Source organism: Brachybacterium saurashtrense, assembly GCF_003355475.1.
Lineage (GTDB): Bacteria > Actinomycetota > Actinomycetes > Actinomycetales > Dermabacteraceae > Brachybacterium > Brachybacterium saurashtrense.
The window spans coordinates 3,094,665-3,113,750 of sequence record NZ_CP031356.1 but is presented as its reverse complement, the minus strand read 5'-3'; the positions used below and the strand labels follow the sequence as shown (position 1 = coordinate 3,113,750).

The following is a 19,086-nucleotide window of genomic DNA, read 5'->3' as shown; positions in this document are numbered from 1 at the left end:
GGTCACTCGTCGGCCTGCCCCGAGAGCCGCTGATGGGCGGCGAGGGCGTCCCGCCGGGAGGCGCGCAGGTCCACCAGCGGGGCGGGCCTGTCGCCGGTGCCGACCTCGGGCAGCCAGGAGCGCACGTACTCGCCCTCGGGGTCGAACCGCTCCTGCTGCCGTTCGGGGTTGAACACGCGGAAGTACGGCGCCGCATCGTCCCCGGTGCCTGCCACCCACTGCCAGTTGAAGGGGTTCGCGGCCTCGTCGGCGTCCACCAGCGTGTCCCAGAACCACTCCTCGCCGTGCCGCCAGTGCAGGCGCAGGTTCTTGGTGAGGAAGGAGCCCACCACCAGGCGCACCCGGTTGTGCATCCAGCCGGTGCGCCACAGCTGCCGCATCCCGGCGTCGACCAGGTCGATCCCGGTGCGCCCGCGCTGCCAGGCCCGGAGGTCGTCCTCGTCCTCGCGCCAGTCGAAGGCGTCGAACTGCGAGCGGACGTTGCGCGTGGCGAGCTCGGGCAGGTGGAACAGCCGGTGCCAGGCGAACTCCCGCCACAGCAGCTCGTCGCGGAACGTCTCCGGCCCCTCCCCCGGGCCCAGCTCCCGGCTGCGCCGCCACACCTGGTGCGGGGAGATCTCGCCGAAGCGCAGGTGCGGGGAGAGGCGTGAGGTGCCCTGCAGCGCGGGCCGGTCGCGGTGGCGCGCGTAGTCGTCGAGCACGTCCTCGAGCGCGTCCAGCCGGTCCCACGCCCCGGCCTCCCCCGGCGTCCAGGTCTCCCGCAGCCCCTCCGCCCAGTCCGGGGCCGTCGGCACCCAGCCGCGGCGGTCCAGGATCTCCTCGAGGTGCTCCGCGCGCCGCCACTGCGCCATCGCGTGGCCGGCGGCGTGCACCTCGTCGGCGGGTCCCGACAGGTTCGGCGCGGCGGCGTCGTCCGGGCGGGGCGGGGCGGCATCGCGGCAGGCGCGGGCGAAGGCGGAGTAGACGCGGTAGGGCTCGCCCTTCTGCGTCGCGATCGTCCACGGCTCGTGCAGCAGGAAGCCGTCGCTGCTCTCGGCACGCACGCCCTGCGCACGCAGCGCACTCTTCAGCCGCGCGTCGAGATCACGACGGGGCCGGTGGTAGCGCCGGTTCCACTGCACCTGCTCGGCGCCGGTCTCCCGGACCAGCTGCGGGATCACCTGCTCGGGATCGCCGTCCGCCAGCACCAGCGGGACGCCGTGCTCCCGCAGGGAGTCGCCCAGGCGCCGCAGCGAGTGGTGCAGCCACCAGCGGGAGGCGCCGCCCGCGGCACGGACCCCGTCGATCCGCTCGTCCACGTGCACGGCGATCACGTCCCCGGCGGCGGCCGCCGCCGCGAGGGCGGGGTTGTCATGGAGCCGGAGGTCGTCCCGCACCCACCAGATGGCGGTCATCGCTGCGTCTCCCCTCGTCCGCGGTCCGGGGCGAGCACCCCGGATATGCATAGCCTAGCTAATCATCGGGATGGGGGCGGGAAGGGCGTGCGGTTCACGGCCGGGCGAGGCCGTCGGGCGCGACCAGGCCGCGCGCGCTCACCCGCTCGCGCAGCGCCCCGGGCTCCGCCGCCATGCGGGCGCACAGCTCACCGGCCTCGCCCACGAAGCGCTCGTCGCCGGTGAGCGCGGAGAGCTCGTCGAACAGCTCCTGCTGGCGGTGGCGCAGCGGGATCGGCACCCCGTCGCGGGCCAGCACGCCCCAGCGGGAGGCGTAGACGTGCGCCTGCGCGGGCTCCTGGCCCGTGGCGAGCGTGAGCGGGTGCTGCGCGGCGGCCAGGCGGATCCTGTCGTAGTTCGGCTCGGTCGCGTCGATCACCGCGAGCTGCTCGTCGTCGAACCAGGTGGCGACCAGCTCCATGCGCTGGCCCGGGGCACGGTACGGCGCCGCCGGCACGTACCCCGGTGCGGCGATGTGGGCCACGTGCCCCACGGCGAGATCGTGCACGGTGCAGCGCACGAAGGGCGTGGCCGCCGGCACCGTGCCACCGGCCCGCCGGTACTTGCGAGCGATGGCCTGCGGGGTCTGGTTGGAGCCGACGGCGAGCACCAGCGTGCGCTCGGCCAGCGGTGCGACGCCCTCGGCGGCGAGGGCCTGCTCGACGAGGTCGATGTCCACCACCGGCTCCGGCAGCCTCTCGGCGGGCGCTCCCACACCGCCGACGGGGTCGAGATCCGCGATCCCGTCCTCGAGCAGCAGCGCGGAGCGCACCGCCGCCCCCACCCACGGATAGTCCGCGGGGGCGAAGTGCTGCTCCTGCACCGGCGGCAGCGGGCGGAGGTCCGGGAGGGGTCGGGCGAGGGAGGAGGAGACCATCTCTCGACCGTACCGACAGCCGGGCTGCGCCCGCAGACCCCGGCCGCCTGCGAGACGCCTCACGGCCCGCGCCCTCCGCCGGGCTCCGTATCGTGGACCCATGAGCGAACTGCGCGCCCGCGAGGCGCTGGACTCCTCCGGCCTGCCCTACGAGATCACCCGGCACGGCCGCGTGGGCTCCCTCGCCGAGGCGGCCGCGGCCCGCGGCGTCGAGCCCCGCGACATCGTCAAGACTCTCGTGGTGCGGCGCGGGGAGGGAGACTTCCTGTTCGTGCTGGTGCCGGGGGACCGCGAGATCTCCTGGCCCCGGCTGCGGGCGCTGCTGGGCGTGAACCGGCTGTCCATGCCGGACAAGGAGGTCGCCCGCGAGGTCACCGGCTACGAGCGCGGCACGATCACGCCCTTCGGCGCCACCACCGCCTGGCCCGTGATCGCCGACGCCTCCCTCACCGGGGATCCGGCGCGCCGGATCTCGTTGGGCGCCGGCGCGCACGGCGTCGCCGCGACCGTGCCCGCCGAGCAGGCCCTCGCCCACCTGGGCGCGCAGATCGCCGAGATCACCGAGCTCCAGGCCTCCTGACCGCGCAGGGACCGCGACGCCGCGGGACGGGACGGGCGGGCATGGGCGGGCACGAGGCCGACGCGAGGGCTGCGCGGACGCGCCGGGGGAACGACGACGCCGCCGCGCCTCAGCAGGCACGGCGGCGTCGGGATCGCGCGGGGCGGGCGGTGCGGGACCGTCCCACCCGGCGGCTCACTCGTCGGTGAAGGTCATCTTCAGCCCGCCCAGCAGGGCGGCCACCAGGTTGTACAGGAAGGCCAGCAGGGTGCCGAGTGCCGTGATGATCACGACGTTCACCACGGCGACGATGGTGCCGTAGCTGGTCATCTTCGAGAAGCTGAAGAACTCCATGAAGGGCAGCGGGTCGCCGCCGTTGAGGTCCCTGCCCAGCTGGTCGATCTGGCTCCACAGCCCGATCGCCTCGACCAGGTTCCACAGCAGGATCACGGCCACCACGGTGGCGATGCCGATCGCGATCGCCGCCAGGAAGGACAGCTTCATCACCGAGAACGGGTCCAGCCGGGCCAGGGTGAGGCGCACCCGGCGGGGGCCGCGCCGCTCGGTCTCCGCCGCGGCGGCGAGGGGCGGGGTCTTCTTCGGGCTGCGGCTGGCGCCGCGGGACGCGGAGCCCCTGCCCGCGCCCATCGACGTCTCGCCCGTGGTGGGGGCGGGCTCCGCCGACGAGGTCGACGGGCTGGAGGTGCCGTCGAAGGCCGGGAGCGTGGACGTGGACTCGGCCGGGTCGGCGCTCCCGGTGGTGGTCCTGGAGTCACTGGTGCTCACGGATCACTCCTCGTGGGTATCGGCGTCGCCGGTCGACGACGCATCGGACTGCTCCGAGCCTAGAACATCGCCCTCGCCGTCCGCGTCCGCGGAGCCGGAGTGGACGGAGATCTCCACAGCATCCTCGCCCGCAGCACCCTCTGCGGCGCCCGCGCTCGGCTCCGCGTCGACGATCTCGGGCGCCTCGGCCTCGGTCTCGTCCACCTCGGACTCCGGGCCGGTGGTGACCAGCAGGATGCGGTCGCCCTTGTCCGGCTTGGCGAAGGTGACGCCCATGGTGGTGCGGCCCTTGGCCGGCACCTCGGCGACCTTCGAGCGGACCACGCGGCCGCGCTCCATCACCACCAGCAGCTCGTCGGACTCCTCCACCACGGCGGCGCCCGCCAGGTGGCCGCGGTCATCGGGCAGCTTCGCCACCCGGATCCCCAGGCCGCCACGGCCCTGCAGGCGGTACTCGTCCACGCTGGTGCGCTTGGCGAAGCCGCCGTCGGTCACCGTGACCACGAAGGAGTCCGGGCGCACCACGTCCATCGCCAGAAGGCGGTCGTCGTGGCGGAACTTCATGCCGGTGACGCCGCTGGTGGCGCGGCCGGTGGGCCGCAGCGTGGCGTCGTCGGCCGGCATCCGCACCGACTGGCCGTTGCGGGAGACCAGCAGGATCTCGTCCTCGCTGTTCACGGCGCGGGCGGCGATCACGCGGTCCGGCTGCGGGCCCTCCGGCCCGTCCACGTCGCGCAGGTTGATCGCGATGATGCCGCCGGTGCGGCTGGAGTCGAAGGCCGTCATCGCGGTCTTCTTCACCAGGCCGGACTCGGTGGCGAGCACCAGGTGCTCGGCGTCCTCGTAGGAGTCGATCGCGAGCACGGAGGCGATGTGCTCCTCGGGCTGGAACGCCATCAGGTTGGCCACGTGCTGGCCCTTCGCGTCCCGCGGGGCCTCGGGCAGCTCGTAGCCCTTGGCGCGGTAGACCCGGCCCTGGTTGGTGAAGAACAGCAGCCAGCGGTGGGTGGTGGTGGTGAAGAAGTGCTCCACCACGTCGTCCTCGCGCAGCGAGGCGCCGCGCACCCCCTTGCCGCCGCGCTTCTGGGCGCGGTACTGGTCCTCCCGGGTGCGCTTGACGTAGCCGCCGCGGGTGATGGTGACGACCACGTCCTCCTCGGGGATGAGGTCCTCCATCGCCATGTCGCCGGCGTGCGGCAGGATCCGGGTGCGGCGGTCGTCGCCGTAGCGGTCCACGATCTCCGCGAGCTCCTCGGAGACGATGTCGCGCTGCTTCTGCGGATCGGCGAGGATCGCGGTGTACTCCTCGATGAGGGCCTGCAGGCGGTCGTGCTCCTCGATGATCTTCTGGCGCTCCAGGGCGGCCAGGCGGCGCAGCTGCATCGCGAGGATCGCATTGGCCTGGATCTCGTCGATCGCCAGCAGGTCCATCAGCCCGGTGCGGGCCTCGTCGACGTCCGGCGAGCGGCGGATCAGCGCGATCACCTCGTCGAGCGCGTCCAGCGCCTTGAGGTAGCCGCGGAAGATGTGGATCTGCTCCTCCGCCTTGCGCAGTCGGTAGGTGGTGCGCCGCACGATCACGTCGATCTGGTGCTTGGTCCACTCGCGCACGAAGGAGTCGATCGAGAGGGTGCGCGGCACCCCGCCGGCCAGGGCCAGCATGTTCGCGGAGAAGTTCTCCTGCAGCTGGGTGTGCTTGTAGAGGTTGTTCAGCACCACCTTCGCCACGGCGTCGCGCTTGAGGGTGATCACCAGGCGCTGACCGGTGCGGCCGGAGGTCTCGTCGGTGATGTCGGCGATGCCCTGGATCTTGCCCAGCTTGACCATCTCGGCGATCTTGCGCGCCAGGGTGTCCGGGTTGACCTGGTAGGGCAGCTCGGTGACCACCAGCGCCATGCGCCCGTTGATCTCCTCGGTGGAGACCACGGCGCGCTGGGTGATGGAGCCGCGGCCGGTGCGGTAGGCGTCCTCGATCCCGGAGGTGCCCACGATGGTGGCGCCGGAGGGGAAGTCCGGGCCCTTGATCCGCTCCATGCAGGCCTCGAGCAGCTCCGGCTTGGTGGCCTCGTGGTTCCTCAGCAGCCACTGCACGGCGTCCGCCACCTCGCGCAGGTTGTGCGGCGGGATGTTGGTGGCCATGCCCACGGCGATGCCGGCCGAGCCGTTGACCAGCAGGTTCGGGAAGCGGGCGGGCAGCACGGTGGGCTCGTCCACCGTGTTGTCGTAGTTGCCCTGCATGTCCACGGTGTCCTGCTCGATGTCGCGCACCAGCTCCATGGCCAGCGGCGCCATCTTGCACTCGGTGTACCGGGGGGCGGCGGCGCCGTCGTCCCCGGCGGAGCCGAAGTTGCCCTGGCCCAGGATCAGCGGGTAGCGCATCGACCACGGCTGCACCAGGCGCACCATCGCGTCGTAGATCGCGGAGTCGCCGTGGGGGTGGTAGTTGCCCATCACCTCGCCCACCACCTTCGCGCACTTCGAGAAGGAGCGGTCGGGGCGGTAGCCGCCGTCGAACATCGCGTAGACGATGCGGCGGTGCACGGGCTTGAGGCCGTCGCGCACGTCCGGCAGCGCGCGGGAGACGATCACGCTCATCGCGTAGTCGAGGTAGGAGCGCTGCATCTCGTGGTTGAGGTCGATCTGCGTGATGCGGTCCACCTCGCCCTCGTCGAGCGGATCCACCAGGGTGACGGTGCGGGAGGCCGCCTCCTCGGCGGAGATCTCGCTCGCACCCTCCGGCGTCTCCTGGGCGCCGCGACCGCCCGCCTCGGCGGGGGTGGGGGCCTGCTCGGACTGCGGGGTCCCGGACTGCGGGGTCTCGTCGGGGGTGGTGGGGTCCTGCGGGGTGTCGCTCATGGGAGTGGAGGCCTTTCCGGTGGGGCCGATGGATCGAGGGGGTCCCCGGGGGCGCGCAGCGGGCCGGCGCCGCGCCCGGGGGCCGACGTCAGATGTCGAGGAAGCGGACGTCCTTGGCGTTCTCCTGGATGAAGCGGCGGCGCGACTCGACGTCGTCGCCCATCAGCACGGAGAAGATGGTGTCCGCGTCCGCGGCCTCGTCGACCGTGACCTGCTTCAGGGTGCGGCTGGCCGGGTCCATGGTGGTGGACTGCAGCTCCTTCCAGTCCATCTCGCCCAGGCCCTTGTAGCGCTGGATGCCGTTGTCCTTGGGGATGCGGCGCCCGGCGGCGCGGCCGGCCTCGAGGCGCTCGGTGCGCTCCTCGTCGCTGAACACGTACTCGTGCGGCGCGTTGGACCACTTCAGGCGGTACAGCGGCGGCATCGCGATGAACACGTGGCCCAGCTCGATCAGCGGCCGCATGTAGCGGAACAGCAGCGTGAGCAGCAGGGTGACGATGTGCTGGCCGTCCACGTCCGCATCGGCCATCAGCACGATCTTGTGGTAGCGCAGCTTGGTGGCGTCGAAGTCCTCGCCGATGCCGGTGCCGAAGGCGGTGATCAGGGAGCGCACTTCCTGGTTGTCCAGGGCGCGGTCCAGTCGTGCCTTCTCGACGTTGAGGATCTTGCCGCGGATGGGCAGGATCGCCTGGGTGCGGGGGTCGCGGCCGGAGACGGCGGAGCCGCCGGCCGAGTCGCCCTCCACGATGAAGATCTCGGACTCGGCGGGATTGCGGGAGGAGCAGTCGCGCAGCTTGCCCGGCATGCCGCCCGTCTCCAGCGGGGACTTCCGGCGGGTCGCGTCGCGGGCCTTGCGGGCGGCCTCACGGGCGGCGGCCGCCGCCTGGCCCTTCATCACGATGGACTTCGCCTCGGCGGGGTGGGAGCCGAACCAGTCGGTGAGCTGGTCCGTCATCACCTTGACCATGAAGGTGCGGGCGATGGTGTTGCCGAGCTTGGTCTTGGTCTGCCCCTCGAACTGCGGCTCGCCGAGCTTCACCGAGATCACCGCGGTGAGGCCCTCGCGGATGTCCTCGCCGGTGAGGTTGGCGTCCTTCTCCTTCAGCAGCCCCTGGGCGCGGCCGTACCGGTTCACGATCGAGGTGAGCGAGGAGCGGAAGCCCTCCTCGTGAGTGCCGCCCTCGTGGGTGTTGATGGTGTTGGCGTAGGTGTGCACGGACTCGGAGTAGGCGCCGGTCCACTGCATCGCGACCTCGACGGAGATCTGGGCGTCGGTGTCCTCGGACTCGAAGGAGATGATCTCGGGGTGGATCACCTCGGCCCGCTTGGCGGTGTTGATGAACTCGACGAAGTCCTGCAGGCCGCGCTCGTACAGGTAGCTGACGGTGCGGGGGCCGGAGGCGGCGTCGCCCTCCTCCTCGGCGCGCTCCACGTCCACCAGATCCGCCTCGGCCTCGTCGGTCTCCTCGGCGCGCTCGTCGGTGAGCGAGATGCGCAGGCCCTTGTTGAGGAAGGCCATCTGCTGGAACCGCTTGCGCAGCGTCTCGAAGTCGTAGTCGGTGGTGTCGAAGATCTCGCCGTCGGCCCAGAAGGTGATGGTGGTGCCGGTCTCGGAGGTCTCCTCCCCCTTCTCCAGCGGGGCCTCGGGCACGCCGCGGGAGTAGGCCTGACGCCACACGTGGCCGTCGCGGCGGATCTCCACCTCCATCCGGATGGAGAGGGCGTTGACCACGGAGGAGCCCACGCCGTGCAGGCCACCGGAGACGGCGTAGCCGCCGCCGCCGAACTTGCCGCCGGCGTGCAGCACGGTGAGCACCAGCTCCACGGCGGGCTTGTTCTCGGTGGGGTGCATCGCGACGGGGATGCCGCGGGCGTGGTCCACGCAGCGCACGCCGCCGTCGGCCAGCAGGGTCACCTCGATGGTGTCGCCGTGGCCGGCCATCGCCTCGTCCACGGAGTTGTCGACGATCTCCTGGACCATGTGGTGCAGGCCGCGCTCCCCGGTGGAGCCGATGTACATGCCGGGGCGCTTGCGCACCGCCTCGAGGCCCTCGAGGACGGTGATGTCCGAGGCGTCGTAGTGGGTGGGCGCCTGGGCGGCGCGCTCACCGGCGGTGGTGGCGGCTGCGGGCGGGACGGCGTCGGCCGCTCCTGAGGACGGATCCGGGATGCCTCCGGGCACGTCCTGTGCGGGCATGGGGCGGTCGCTGTCGCTCACCTGATGTGGCTCCTCGCAGTCCAGGGTCCCCCGGTCGGAAGGCGGCGGGGGTGGTTCGGCAGGATCACGCGGGCCACGACGCCGGCGCCGCATCGCGCGCCCCGCCCGGGTCCCCGTCGCGCGCGCGTACGCGCGCGTGCGGCACCTGGCAGGCCGCGGCGAGCATGCCGACGGCAGGAGTCCACGAGGACGTCGGTGGACGTCGGCCGAACCTCCGCAATTCTACCGGAGAACGGCGTGTGAACCTATTCGCCCCGCCCGCGCTGTGGAGAACCCGACGCGGGAACCCGCCCCAACGGCCCGGAACCGGTGCGAGACCGGCCCCGCGGAGCGTGGGATGAGGCCCCGTACCCCGGGCGGGGGGATCGGGCGGCACAGGGGCGCCTGGGAGTCGCCCGGGAGCCCCTGTGCGCGGTTCAGCGCCCGGAGGTGCCCGCGGATCCCGGCGCGGAGAGCCCGGAGAGCACGTGCGCCGTGGTCAGCGCCGCGGCGGCGGCCTCGTGGCCCTTGTCCTCCCGGGAGCCGGGAAGCCCGGACCGATCCAGCGCCTGCTGCTCGTCGTCGCAGGTGAGGAGGCCGAAACCGAGCGGTGTGCCGTGGTCGAGCGCCACCCGGGCGAGGCCGTCGGTCGCCGCCGCGCACACGTACTCGAAGTGCGGGGTGCCGCCGCGGATCACCACGCCGAGCGCCACGACCGCGTCGTGATCGCGGGCGAGGGCGTCGGCGAGCACCGGCAGCTCGAAGGAGCCGGGGGCCCGCACCACGGTGGGCTCGTCGATGCCGGCCTCCGCCGCCGCGCGCAGGGCGCCGGCGAGCAGGCCGTCCATCACCTGCTCGTGCCAGGAGGCGGCGACGATCGCGAGGCGCGTGCCGGGCTGGTGCGGGATCGGGGCGGTGGGGCTTCCGTGGCCGCTCATGAGGGGTCTCCGTTCGTGGGGGTGGGTGCGGGGGTGTGCGGGAGGCCGACGAGGCGGTGGCCCAGCCGGTCCCGCTTGGTGGTGAGGTAGCCGAGGTTCTCCGGGGTGGGGTGGGGGGTGAGCGGGGAGGTCGCGGCCACCTCGACGCCGCCGCCCACCAGGGCGTGCGCCTTCTCCGGGTTGTGGGTGAGCAGGTCCACCGCACCCACGCTCAGGTGCGCGAGGATCCCCGGCACCGCGGCGAAGGAGCGGGCGTCCACCGGCAGGCCCAGGTCGAGGTTCGCCTCGACGGTGTCGCGGCCGGCGTCCTGCAGGGCGTAGGCGCGCAGCTTCTCGACCAGGCCGATGCCGCGGCCCTCGTGGCCGCGCAGCAGGATCAACACCCCGCGCCCGGCCGCGTCGATGCGGGCCAGGGACTCCTGCAGCTGCGGGCCGCAGTCGCAGCGCCGCGAGCCGAACACGTCCCCGGTCACGCACTCGGAGTGGACCCGGGTGAGCACCGGCTCGGCGGTGGTGACGTCCCCGCGCACCAGCACCAGGTGCTCGGCGGTGCCCTCGCGCACGGCCAGGGCCTGGAAGGTGCCGTGCTCGGTGGGCAGCGGCACCGGCGCGGTGAACGCCAGCGCGGGCGGGTCGTGGCGCCGACGGTGCACGGCCAGGGCCTCGATGGAGATCATCGGCAGGCCGTGGCGGTCGGCGAACTCCCGCAGGGCGGGGCCGCGCATCATGTCCCCGGCGTCGTGCACGAGCTCGACGATCATCCCCACCGCCGGCAGGCCGGCCAGGCGGGTGAGGTCCACGGCGGCCTCGGTATGGCCGCGCCGCTCGAGAACCCCGCCGGGCTTCGCCCGCAGCGGGAGCACGTGGCCGGGGCGCACCAGGTCCGCGGGCACGGTGTCCTCCCCGGCGAGCACGCGCAGGGTGCGGGCGCGGTCGGCGGCGCTGATGCCGGTGGTCCCGCCTACGGCCGCGTCCACGCTCACGGTGTAGGCGGTGCGCAGGGGGTCGGCGTTCTGCCGCACCATCAGCGGCAGCTCGAGGGCGTCGGCCCGCGCCGCGCTCATCGGCGCGCACAGCAGACCGCTCGAGTGGCGCACCGCGAAGCCGATCAGCTCCTCGGTCGCCGCGGAGGCGGCGAGGATCAGGTCGCCCTCGTTCTCGCGGTCCTCGTCGTCGACCACCACCACGGGGCGGCCGGCGGCGATCGCCGCGAGCGCGTCCTCGACGGGGTCCAGGCGCAGCCCGGCGGTCGGGGCCGCGGGACCGGCGCCGCCCGGCGCGTTCGCGGGGGTGCTCATCGCGCGGCCCCCGTTCCGGGCAGCAGGCCCCCGGCGAGCTTCTCGACGTACTTGGCCAGCACGTCCACCTCGAGGTTCACGCGGTCCCCCACGGCGCGACGCCCCAGGGTGGTGCGCTCGAGGGTCTCCGGGATGAGGCCGATGGTCACCTCGTCACCGTCGATCGCGGCCACGGTGAGGCTCACGCCGTCCACGGCGAGGGAGCCCTTGTCCACCACGTAGCGGGCCAGACCCTCGGGCAGCGCCAGGCGCAGCAGGGTGGTGCCGGCGCTCTCCTCGCGGCCGCGCACCTGACCGACGCCGTCGACGTGGCCCTGCACGATGTGCCCGTCCAGGCGTCCGTCGGCGCGCACGCAGCGCTCGAGGTTGACGCGGTCCCCGGGGGCGAGGTCCCCCAGGGAGGTGGCGGCGAGGGTGGTGGCGATGACGTCCGCGCTCCACACCTCGCCCTCCACGGCGGTGACCGTGAGGCAGCAGCCGCTCACGGCGATCGAGTCACCCAGCGCGATGCCCTCGAGCACGCGCGGGGAGCGGATCCTCAGGCGGGCGGGGTCGGCGCCGGGGGTGAGGGACTCGACGGTGCCGAGCTCTTCGACGATTCCGGTGAACATGGTGGTCCTTCCTGGTCAGGCGGTGCGGGGACGGAGGGTGAGGCGGAGGTCCGTGGGGCAGGACGGGGTGGGCATCGGCGCGATGTCCACGAGATCGAGGTCGAGCCGGTCGGCGAGGGTGGTGATCCCCAGATCCGCCACGGCGGGACGCCCGCCGCCCAGCAGGGTGGGGGCGAGATGGACGATCAGCTCGTCCACGCAGCCCGCGCGCAGGAACGCGGCCGCGAGGGTGGGGCCTCCCTCCAGCAGCACATGGCGCACGCCGCGCGTGAACAGGGTGGCGAGCGCGACCGAGGGGTCGCGGGTGCGTAGAGGCAGCACCTCCCCGGCGCCGTCGATCGCTGGCAGCGGGGGCGCCTCCGAGGTGCCCATCACGGCCCGCAGCGGCTGGCGGGGGTGGAGGGTGCCGTCGGGACGGCGCGCGGTGAGCGTGGGGTGGTCCGCCCGGGCGGTGCCGGTGCCCACCAGCACGGCATCGCAGGTGGTGCGCAGCAGGTGCACCTCCTCGCGGGCGGCGGCGCCGGTGAGCCACTGGCTGGTGCCGTCGGCGGCGGCCGCGCGGCCGTCGAGGCTCAGCGCGATCTTGGCCGTGACCAGGGGGCGCTCGTGCGCCAGGCCGTGCTCCCAGCCGCGGTTCAGGGCCGCGGCGGCCGCCGCGAGATCCTCCGGGATCGCGAGCTCCACGTCGAGCCCCGCGGCGCGCAGGCGCGCGATACCGCCGGCGGCGACCGGGTTGGGGTCGGTGCGGGCGATCACCACACGGCCGACGCCGGCCTCGATCAGGGCGTCCGCGCAGGGGCCGGTGCGGCCCGTGTGCGCGCAGGGCTCCAGGGTGACCACGGCGGTGGCGCCGGCGAGCGGGGCGGAGGCGGCGCGGGCCGCGGTCAGCGCGTCGGCCTCGGCGTGTGCGGTGCCGGCGCCGCGGTGGTGCCCCTCGGCCAGGACCGTGCCGTGCGGGTCCAGCAGCACGCAGCCCACACGGGGATTCGGGCCCAGCGGCACGGCCGGATCGGCCGCGATCTCGAGGGCGCGGGCCAGCGCCCGGTGCTCGACGTCCTGCAGCATGCTCTGTCTCCTCCACTCCGCGGCTCGCGGCGGTGGAGGAGAGGAAGGGTGTGCGGGAACGGCGTCGCCGACGGGTCCCCGACGCGCGCAGGGGGTGCGCGGTGCCGGCGTGCCCGAGGACGTCGTTCGCGTGCGCTTCCCATCCGGACTCTCACCGTCGGTCCAGGAGTTCCACCTGGTCAGCCGAGGGCCAGAGGCCATCGGGTCGCGGACTGTCACCGCCGGCTCGGAATTTCACCGACCCCAGTGCACGCGAGCTGCATCAGCTCGTCGGGTTCTACGGTAGCAGGATGGCGCCGCGCGATGACGCCGCGTGAACAGCGGCACTCCTCGCCGAGCTCCTGCCGCTCGTGCCTCAGCCATAGGTGTCGCGGGGGCCGCGCCAGGTCACGGTGCGGCGGCCCTTCTTCCAGCTGCGCTCGGCGGCGGCCGGGCCGGTGACCTTGAGCTCGGAGATCACATGCGCCCCCACCCGCTCCTCGATGGTGGTGATCAGCTGCGGGGTGAGCATCCGCAGCTGAGAGGCCCAGGCGGAGGAGGAGGCGCTGACCACCAGCACGCCGTCCTCGAAGGAGACGGGACGGCAGTGCACGGCCAGGCGCTCGCCCACGATGTCGTCCCACTCGTCCAGCACCCGCCCGGTGCTCATCCCGGCGTTCCAGCCCAGGTTCCCCAGCACCTTCTTCAGCACGCTCTCGATGCCCTGCGGGTCCCGCGGGTCGGGCCGCGAGCCGGAGTAGCCGGGCGCCCGGCCGGACCGGTCGCGCACGTCCCTGGCCTGCGTCTTCGCGGAGATCGGGAAGAGCCCGCGGTCGCGAGCGGCGGCGCGCGAGCGGTTCACGGTGCGGCGCGCGAGCTCGAAGGGATCCGGCGGGGCCGGCAGCTCCGGCGGATCGAACAGGATCTCCGGCTCCTCGCCGGAGCGCGCGGGATCCGAGGGGCCGGCGCCCGACGGTCCGCGCGCAGGGGCGTCGAGGCCCGGAGGCTCGGCGCGGTCCGCGGCGCCCCGGCGCACGTCACGGACCGGCCGGCCCGGCCGCGCCGGCCGGTCCCCCGTGGAGGCGCGCTCCGCCGGGGTCGCAGGGCCGGGGTCAGCAGGCGGTGCACCGCCCGGCGCCGACGGGTCCGACCCGGCCCAGGTGGACAGCCCGTAGGGATTGGCGAGCCGTGGACGGTCCGGGCCCCCGCCGCGGCGCGCACCCCCGTGCCCGGTCATGGCCGCCCGCTCCCGCGCGGCACCGCGGCACCGAGGGTCACGTCCACCACGTGGATCTCGCCGTCGAGGGACTCGGGGATGTCGGAGTCGTTGGCCGTGGTGATCAGCACCTGCGAGGCGTCGGTGACGATCCGGCCCAGCCGCTCGCGGCGGCGCGTGTCGAGCTCGCTGAACACGTCGTCGAGGATGAGGATCGGCTCGCCGTCGCCCAGATCGCCCTCCTCGAGGCGCAGCAGATCATAGGAGGCCAGACGCAGCGCCAGGGCCAGGGACCACGACTCGCCGTGGCTGGCGTACCCCTTGGCGGGGAAGTCGTGGAGGCGGATCTCCATGTCATCGCGGTGCGGGCCCACCAGGGTGGTGCCGCGATCGATCTCCTCGTCGTGACCGGCCGCCAGCATCGCGGCCATCACGTCGTGGATCTCCCGGGTGCCCGGCAGGGTGCCGGGAGCGGCGCCGAGCTCCTCGAGCACGGCGGAGCGGTAGCGGATGTCGGCCGGGGAGTCCACCTCGCCGCGCTGGTCCGGGGGAAGGCTCAGCGCCTGTTCGGCCCCTTCATCGGTGGAGACCCGCAGGTAGGAGTAGCCCAGGTGGGGGCGGAGTCGATTGACCAGGTGCAGCCGGGCGCGCAGCAGCTCGGCGCCGTGGCGTGCCAGCTGCTGGTCCCACACCTCGAGCGTGGAGGCGGCGGAATCGGCCGGGTCCAGGCCGCCGACGCTGCGGCCGCTGCCGCCGCGCCGCATCGAGCGCATCTGCTTGAGGAGGTTGCCGCGCTGCTTGAGCACCCGGTCGTAGTCGGCGCGCACGGAGGCGAAGCGCGGCGCGATCTCGAACAGCAGCTCGTCCAGGAAGCGGCGTCGGCCCTCGGGATCGGCCTTGACCAGGCCCAGGTCCTCGGGGGCGAACAGCACCGCGCGCACCTCGCCGAGCAGGTCGCGGAGGCGGGAGACGTTCTGGCCCTGCAGCCGGGCGCGATTGGACTTCCCCGGTGTGATCTCGAGATCCACCTGCAGCGGGCGCCCGGCGCGCACGAAGCTCGCCCGGATGATCGCGGTGCTCTCGCCGCGGTGCACCAGCGCGCCATCGTGGGGGACCCGGTGGCTGGAGAGGGTCGCGAGGTACCACAGCGCCTCGATGACATTGGTCTTGCCCTGCCCGTTCTGGCCCACCAGCACGGTGATGCCCGGGGTGAGGGGCAGGGACAGCCGGGAGTAGGAGCGGAAGTCGGTGAGATCGAGAGCGGTCAGCTGCACGGGGAGGGCTCGCCCTCCCTCAGATCCGCATCGGCATGATCAGGTACCGGTACGAGGTGTCCGGCGTGCCCTCGAGGGAGTCCTGGCCGGTCATCACCGAGGGCTTGATCGAGTCGGTGAAGGTGAGCCGTGCGAACTCGGTGCCCAGGGCGCCGAGACCGTCCAGCAGGAATCCGGAGTTGAAGCCCACCACGAGGTCCTCGCCCTCGAGCTGCGCCTCGAGCACCTCGCTGGCCTGGGCGTCGTCGCCGGCGCCGGCCTCGAGCGCGACCTGCCCCTCGGTGAAGGAGAGCCGCACCGGGGTGTTCCGCTCGGCGACCAGCGAGACGCGCTTGACGGCGTCGATCAGGCTGCCCGTGGCGACCACGGCGGTGATCGCGGAGCTGTCCGGGAACAGACGACGCACCGGGGGGTACTCGCCGTCCACCAGGGTGGAGGTGGTGCGGCGGCCGCCGGCCTCGAAGCCGATCAGGGTCGCCGAGTCGTCCTCGGACAGCGCGATCTCCACACCGCCGCCGGTGGAGAGCGACCGCGCGACCTCCTGCAGGGTGCGGCCGCGCACCAGCGCGGTCAGCTCGGTGCCCGGGGTGGTGGGGTTCCAGGTGAGCTCTCGCAGCGCCAGGCGGTAGCGGTCGGTGGCCATCAGCGTCATGGTCTCGCCGCTGATCTCGACCTTCACGCCGGTCAGCAGCGGGAGGGTGTCGTCCTTGGAGGCGGCGACGGTGACCTGCGAGATCGCCTCGGAGAACACGTCCGCCGGGACGGCGCCGGCGACCGGCGGCATCGTGGGCAGCTGCGGGTACTCCTCCACCGGCAGGGTGGCCAGGGCGAAGCGGGCGCTGCCGCAGCGCACCTGCAGCTTGGTGCCCTCCAGCGCGATCGAGACGTCCTTGTTCGGCAGCGCCTTGACGATGTCGGAGAGCATCCGGCCCTGCACGAGCACCTCGCCGGGCTGCTCAATCTCCGCCTCGAGTCGGATCTGAGCGCTGACCTCGTAGTCGAAGGTGGACAGCTGCAGCTCGCCACCGGCGTCGGCGACGATCCGCACTCCCTGCAGGATCGGCATCGCCGGGCGGACAGGGAGGGTGCGGGTGGCCCAGGAGACGGCGTCGCCGAGGACGCCGCGATCGAGGTGGAACTTCACCGTTGCCACTCCTTCGCAGTGGTCGAGTCACGAATCAGGGTGCGGCCGCGCCTCACGACGCGGTCGGACGGTGCACAGCGTATCGGGTCCCGGCACCTACCGCCGACACACCGACCGCGATCCTTGACATTCCCGCCCAGCTGACCGCTCCTCGTCGTCGAAGATTCCTCCGCTCCCCGGCCGGTGAATGACATCCTCGACGATCGCTCCCCGGCACCCCGGCCCGTCCACACCCACGACGAGAACTACAGGACAGTCCTCATCATCACGACTGTGGATCTCGTGGATGAACACCATCCGTGCAGGTCGTACGGTGCACTCGGCCCGTGGAACGTTCGGGGAGGAGCGTTCACCGCTCGTGGGCGGAGTGTGCACGACCGGCGCTGCGACGACGATTCCTGTCATTCAGCCGTCCACATCGGCTCCTGCGCAGACGGCTCTCGCTCCACACTGTCCACAGAGTTGTCCACAATTGGGGAGAACAGTGCGCTGACCAGGACTGTCATTCCCGGACGGTCACATTGCGGCTGGGACACCGCGACGCACCGCGCCCGGGGGTCACTGACGGGACGAGCTCGAGCTCTTGATCCGTGCTGTGAGCTCCGTGACCTGGTTGAAGATCGCGCGACGCTCCTTCATCAGCTCGCTGATCTTCTTGTTCGCGTGCATCACGGTGGTGTGGTCGCGGCCGCCGAACTCCTCGCCGATCCTGATCAGCGGCATGTCCGTGAGCTCGCGGCACAGGTACATGCCGATCTGCCGCGCCGAGACCAGGCGCCGGCTGCGACCGGTGCCCACGATCTCCTCCACCGACAGTCCGAAGTACGTGGCCGTCTGCGCGATGATCGTCGAGGCCGTGATCTGGGCGCCGTCGTCGTGCGAGAGCAGATCCTTCAGCACGGACTCGGCGAGGGTCACGTCCATGGGCTGCCGCGACAGCGAGTGCAGCGCCTGGACGCGGATCAGCGCCCCCTCGAGCTCGCGGATGTTGGTGGCGATGTGGCTGGCGATGTACTCCAGCACGTCGTGCGGGACCTCGCCGGTGTTCTCCTGCGCCACCTTCTTGCGCAGGATCGCGATGCGGGTCTCCAGGTCCGGCGGCTGCACGTCCGTCATCAGGCCCATCTCGAACCGGGAGCGCATGCGGTCCTCGAAGCCGCCCAGCTCCTTCGGCGGCAGGTCCGAGGTGATCACGATCTGCTTGTCCGAGTTGTAGAGCGTGTTGAAGGTGTGGAAGAACGCCTCCATCGTCTCCGGCGCCCGCTGCAGGAACTGGATGTCGTCGATGAGCAGGATGTCGATGTCGCGGTAGCGGCGCTGGAACTCCTGCGCCTTGCCGAACTGGCCGGACTGCACCGAGTTGATGAACTCGTTGGTGAACTCCTCGGAGTTGACGTACCGCACCACCACGTCGGGGTAGAGGCTCTGGGCGTAGTGGCCCACCGCGTGCAGCAGATGGGTCTTGCCCAGGCCCGACCCGCCGTAGATGAACAGCGGGTTGTACGCCTTCGCCGGGGTCTCCGAGACGGCCGACGCCGCCGCCTGCGCGAACCGGTTCGAGGAGCCGATCACGAAGGTGTCGAAGGTGTACTTGCTGTTCAGCCGGGAGTCCTCGACGATCGTCCCCTCGCCGGCGGGCGGGGCAGGGCGGCGGCGAGGCACCGGTCCGGGAGAGGGGGCGGAGGCGCCGGTGAACGTGGACAGCCCCGCGTAGGCGCTGGGGTCGTCGGCGGAACGACCGCGGCCCTGCAGGGACGGGTCGGGCTGCGCGCCGGCGTCGGCCGCCGAGCCCGCCGAGCCGCTCGAGGGCAGCGCCGGGCGTCCCGCCGCAGTGTGCGGGGGCAGCACCGAGCCCTCGTTCCGACGGAACGGCGCGCTGTGGACATCCTGGGAGAGGTTGTCCACAGCGTTGTCCACAGAGTGTGCACTGTCGGCGGTGGAGGAGGAGGTCAGAGGCGGTGCGGCGGGGGTCTCCGGCTCGTCCTCCTCGAGCAGCAGGGACTCGTCGACCGTCACCGCGAAGCGGATGTCCCGCCCGGTGGCCTCGCTCAGCGCGGCCTTGAGCGACCCGGCCACGCGATGCTCGAACAGCTCCTTCGCCGAGGCCGACGGTGCTGCGACCAGGGCGGTGTCCGCCACCACCGCCATCAGGCGGGAGAGCGTGAGCAGGGCGATGACCCGCTGGGAGACGGCGTCGTCACGGCGCAGGGTCCGGAGCGTGCGCTCCCAGATCTCGTCGACGTTCGACTCGTTCATCAGGGGTTTCCTCTGCGGGGCGGGGACGGTCGGGACAGTTTTCCACAGTATCCCCTGTATTGTGGATGGAACGTGTGGACAACGGGTGCTGAGTCCCAGCTCTCCCTCGTCGGATCTCGCGCCTCGCGCTCCTGTCGGGGACCGTCGGCCGCCTTGCACGCGCGGCCGGGCGCGGCCCCGCAGGGACACGCCGCCCGGAATGAGAATCCGGCCACAACCGCGCTCCTGGCGCCCGGTCTCGTTGACCCGGTGCACCCCCGCGCCTAAAATCGTGCAGTCAGCGCTGCGCGCCGTCCCGATACGGTTCCCGGATCCACTGCGGTTCCCCTCCGGCATCGGATCGGACCTCGGCAGCCGCCCCGCCCCGGCGGGTGCGCCCGGACATCTCGTTCGTGCAGCAGACCACAGACCACCGCGAGGGGCACGTCCGTGCCCACGATCGAGGAGAACCATGAGCAAGCGCACGTTCCAGCCGAACAACCGCCGCCGCGCCAAGAAGCACGGCTTCCGCGCCCGCATGCGCACCCGCGCCGGCCGCGCCATCCTGAACGCCCGCCGCGCCAAGGGCCGCTCCGAGCTCTCCGCCTGAGGACCCTC

Annotated in this window: 15 protein-coding genes and 1 riboswitch; of the genes, 2 read left to right on the top strand and 13 right to left on the bottom strand. The window is 72.7% G+C overall.

What is annotated here, in order from left to right; genetic code table 11:
• Positions 1 to 2 precede the first annotated feature (2 nt).
• Together DWV08_RS14005 and DWV08_RS14000 are read right to left on the bottom strand one after the other, a co-directional pair.
• Positions 3 to 1,394 carry a cryptochrome/photolyase family protein gene (locus DWV08_RS14005; protein WP_115414363.1) on the bottom strand — a complete coding sequence of 464 codons (1,392 nt, stop codon included), beginning with the start codon at positions 1,392 to 1,394 and terminating at the stop codon, positions 3 to 5.
• A 94-nt stretch (positions 1,395 to 1,488) separates the two neighbouring features.
• Entirely contained in the window at positions 1,489 to 2,310 is an 822-nt protein-coding gene (locus DWV08_RS14000; protein WP_241237252.1) for a hypothetical protein, read from the bottom strand.
• Between the two features lie 100 nt (positions 2,311 to 2,410).
• Between DWV08_RS14000 and DWV08_RS13995 the strand changes: the two genes are divergently transcribed.
• Positions 2,411 to 2,890 (top strand): aminoacyl-tRNA deacylase, encoded by a 480-nt coding sequence (locus DWV08_RS13995; protein WP_115414362.1) that lies wholly within the window; start codon positions 2,411 to 2,413, stop codon positions 2,888 to 2,890.
• A gap of 174 nt (positions 2,891 to 3,064) precedes the next feature.
• Here the strand turns inward: DWV08_RS13995 and DWV08_RS13990 are convergent, their stop codons facing one another.
• The 11 genes from DWV08_RS13990 to dnaA form a co-directional block, all read right to left on the bottom strand.
• Complete coding sequence (locus DWV08_RS13990) at positions 3,065 to 3,655, bottom strand: DUF3566 domain-containing protein (protein ID WP_115414361.1); 591 nt, start codon at positions 3,653 to 3,655, stop codon at positions 3,065 to 3,067.
• 3 nt (positions 3,656 to 3,658) lie between these two features.
• The gene (gyrA, locus tag DWV08_RS13985) at positions 3,659 to 6,511 is read right to left on the bottom strand and encodes a DNA gyrase subunit A (protein ID WP_115414360.1); all 2,853 of its coding nucleotides are present in this window, start codon (positions 6,509 to 6,511) and stop codon (positions 3,659 to 3,661) included.
• 88 nt (positions 6,512 to 6,599) lie between these two features.
• Positions 6,600 to 8,729, bottom strand: a complete 2,130-nt coding sequence (gene gyrB / locus DWV08_RS13980) for a DNA topoisomerase (ATP-hydrolyzing) subunit B (RefSeq protein WP_115414359.1) — start codon at positions 8,727 to 8,729, stop codon at positions 6,600 to 6,602.
• A 416-nt stretch (positions 8,730 to 9,145) separates the two neighbouring features.
• A complete protein-coding gene (ribH, locus tag DWV08_RS13975) occupies positions 9,146 to 9,646 on the bottom strand; it encodes a 6,7-dimethyl-8-ribityllumazine synthase (RefSeq protein WP_115414358.1) in 501 nt (166 codons plus the stop codon).
• Positions 9,643 to 10,944: a 3,4-dihydroxy-2-butanone-4-phosphate synthase gene (gene ribB, locus DWV08_RS13970; RefSeq protein WP_115414357.1), complete on the bottom strand. Its 1,302-nt coding sequence runs from the start codon at positions 10,942 to 10,944 to the stop codon at positions 9,643 to 9,645. Before ribB ends, ribH begins: the two co-directional genes overlap by 4 nt.
• Positions 10,941 to 11,555, bottom strand: coding sequence for a riboflavin synthase (locus tag DWV08_RS13965; RefSeq protein ID WP_115414356.1), 615 nt, complete (start codon positions 11,553 to 11,555; stop codon positions 10,941 to 10,943). The genes ribB and DWV08_RS13965 overlap by 4 nt, the downstream gene beginning before the upstream one ends.
• A gap of 15 nt (positions 11,556 to 11,570) precedes the next feature.
• Entirely contained in the window at positions 11,571 to 12,620 is a 1,050-nt protein-coding gene (gene ribD, locus DWV08_RS13960; protein ID WP_115414355.1) for a bifunctional diaminohydroxyphosphoribosylaminopyrimidine deaminase/5-amino-6-(5-phosphoribosylamino)uracil reductase RibD, read from the bottom strand.
• Between the two features lie 126 nt (positions 12,621 to 12,746).
• A riboswitch (FMN riboswitch) is annotated at positions 12,747 to 12,876 on the bottom strand.
• Positions 12,877 to 12,975: 99 nt separating this feature from the next.
• Positions 12,976 to 13,836 (bottom strand): DciA family protein, encoded by an 861-nt coding sequence (locus DWV08_RS13955; protein WP_115414354.1) that lies wholly within the window; start codon positions 13,834 to 13,836, stop codon positions 12,976 to 12,978.
• Entirely contained in the window at positions 13,833 to 15,089 is a 1,257-nt protein-coding gene (recF, locus tag DWV08_RS13950) for a DNA replication/repair protein RecF (protein ID WP_115414353.1), read from the bottom strand. The genes DWV08_RS13955 and recF overlap by 4 nt, the downstream gene beginning before the upstream one ends.
• 19 nt (positions 15,090 to 15,108) lie before the next feature.
• Entirely contained in the window at positions 15,109 to 16,233 is a 1,125-nt protein-coding gene (gene dnaN, locus DWV08_RS13945) for a DNA polymerase III subunit beta (protein WP_115414352.1), read from the bottom strand.
• Positions 16,234 to 16,791: 558 nt separating this feature from the next.
• The gene (gene dnaA, locus DWV08_RS13940; RefSeq protein WP_115414351.1) at positions 16,792 to 18,489 is read right to left on the bottom strand and encodes a chromosomal replication initiator protein DnaA; all 1,698 of its coding nucleotides are present in this window, start codon (positions 18,487 to 18,489) and stop codon (positions 16,792 to 16,794) included.
• 451 nt (positions 18,490 to 18,940) lie between these two features.
• Between dnaA and rpmH the strand changes: the two genes are divergently transcribed.
• Positions 18,941 to 19,078: a 50S ribosomal protein L34 gene (gene rpmH, locus DWV08_RS13935; RefSeq protein WP_102235578.1), complete on the top strand. Its 138-nt coding sequence runs from the start codon at positions 18,941 to 18,943 to the stop codon at positions 19,076 to 19,078.
• Positions 19,079 to 19,086 lie beyond the last annotated feature (8 nt).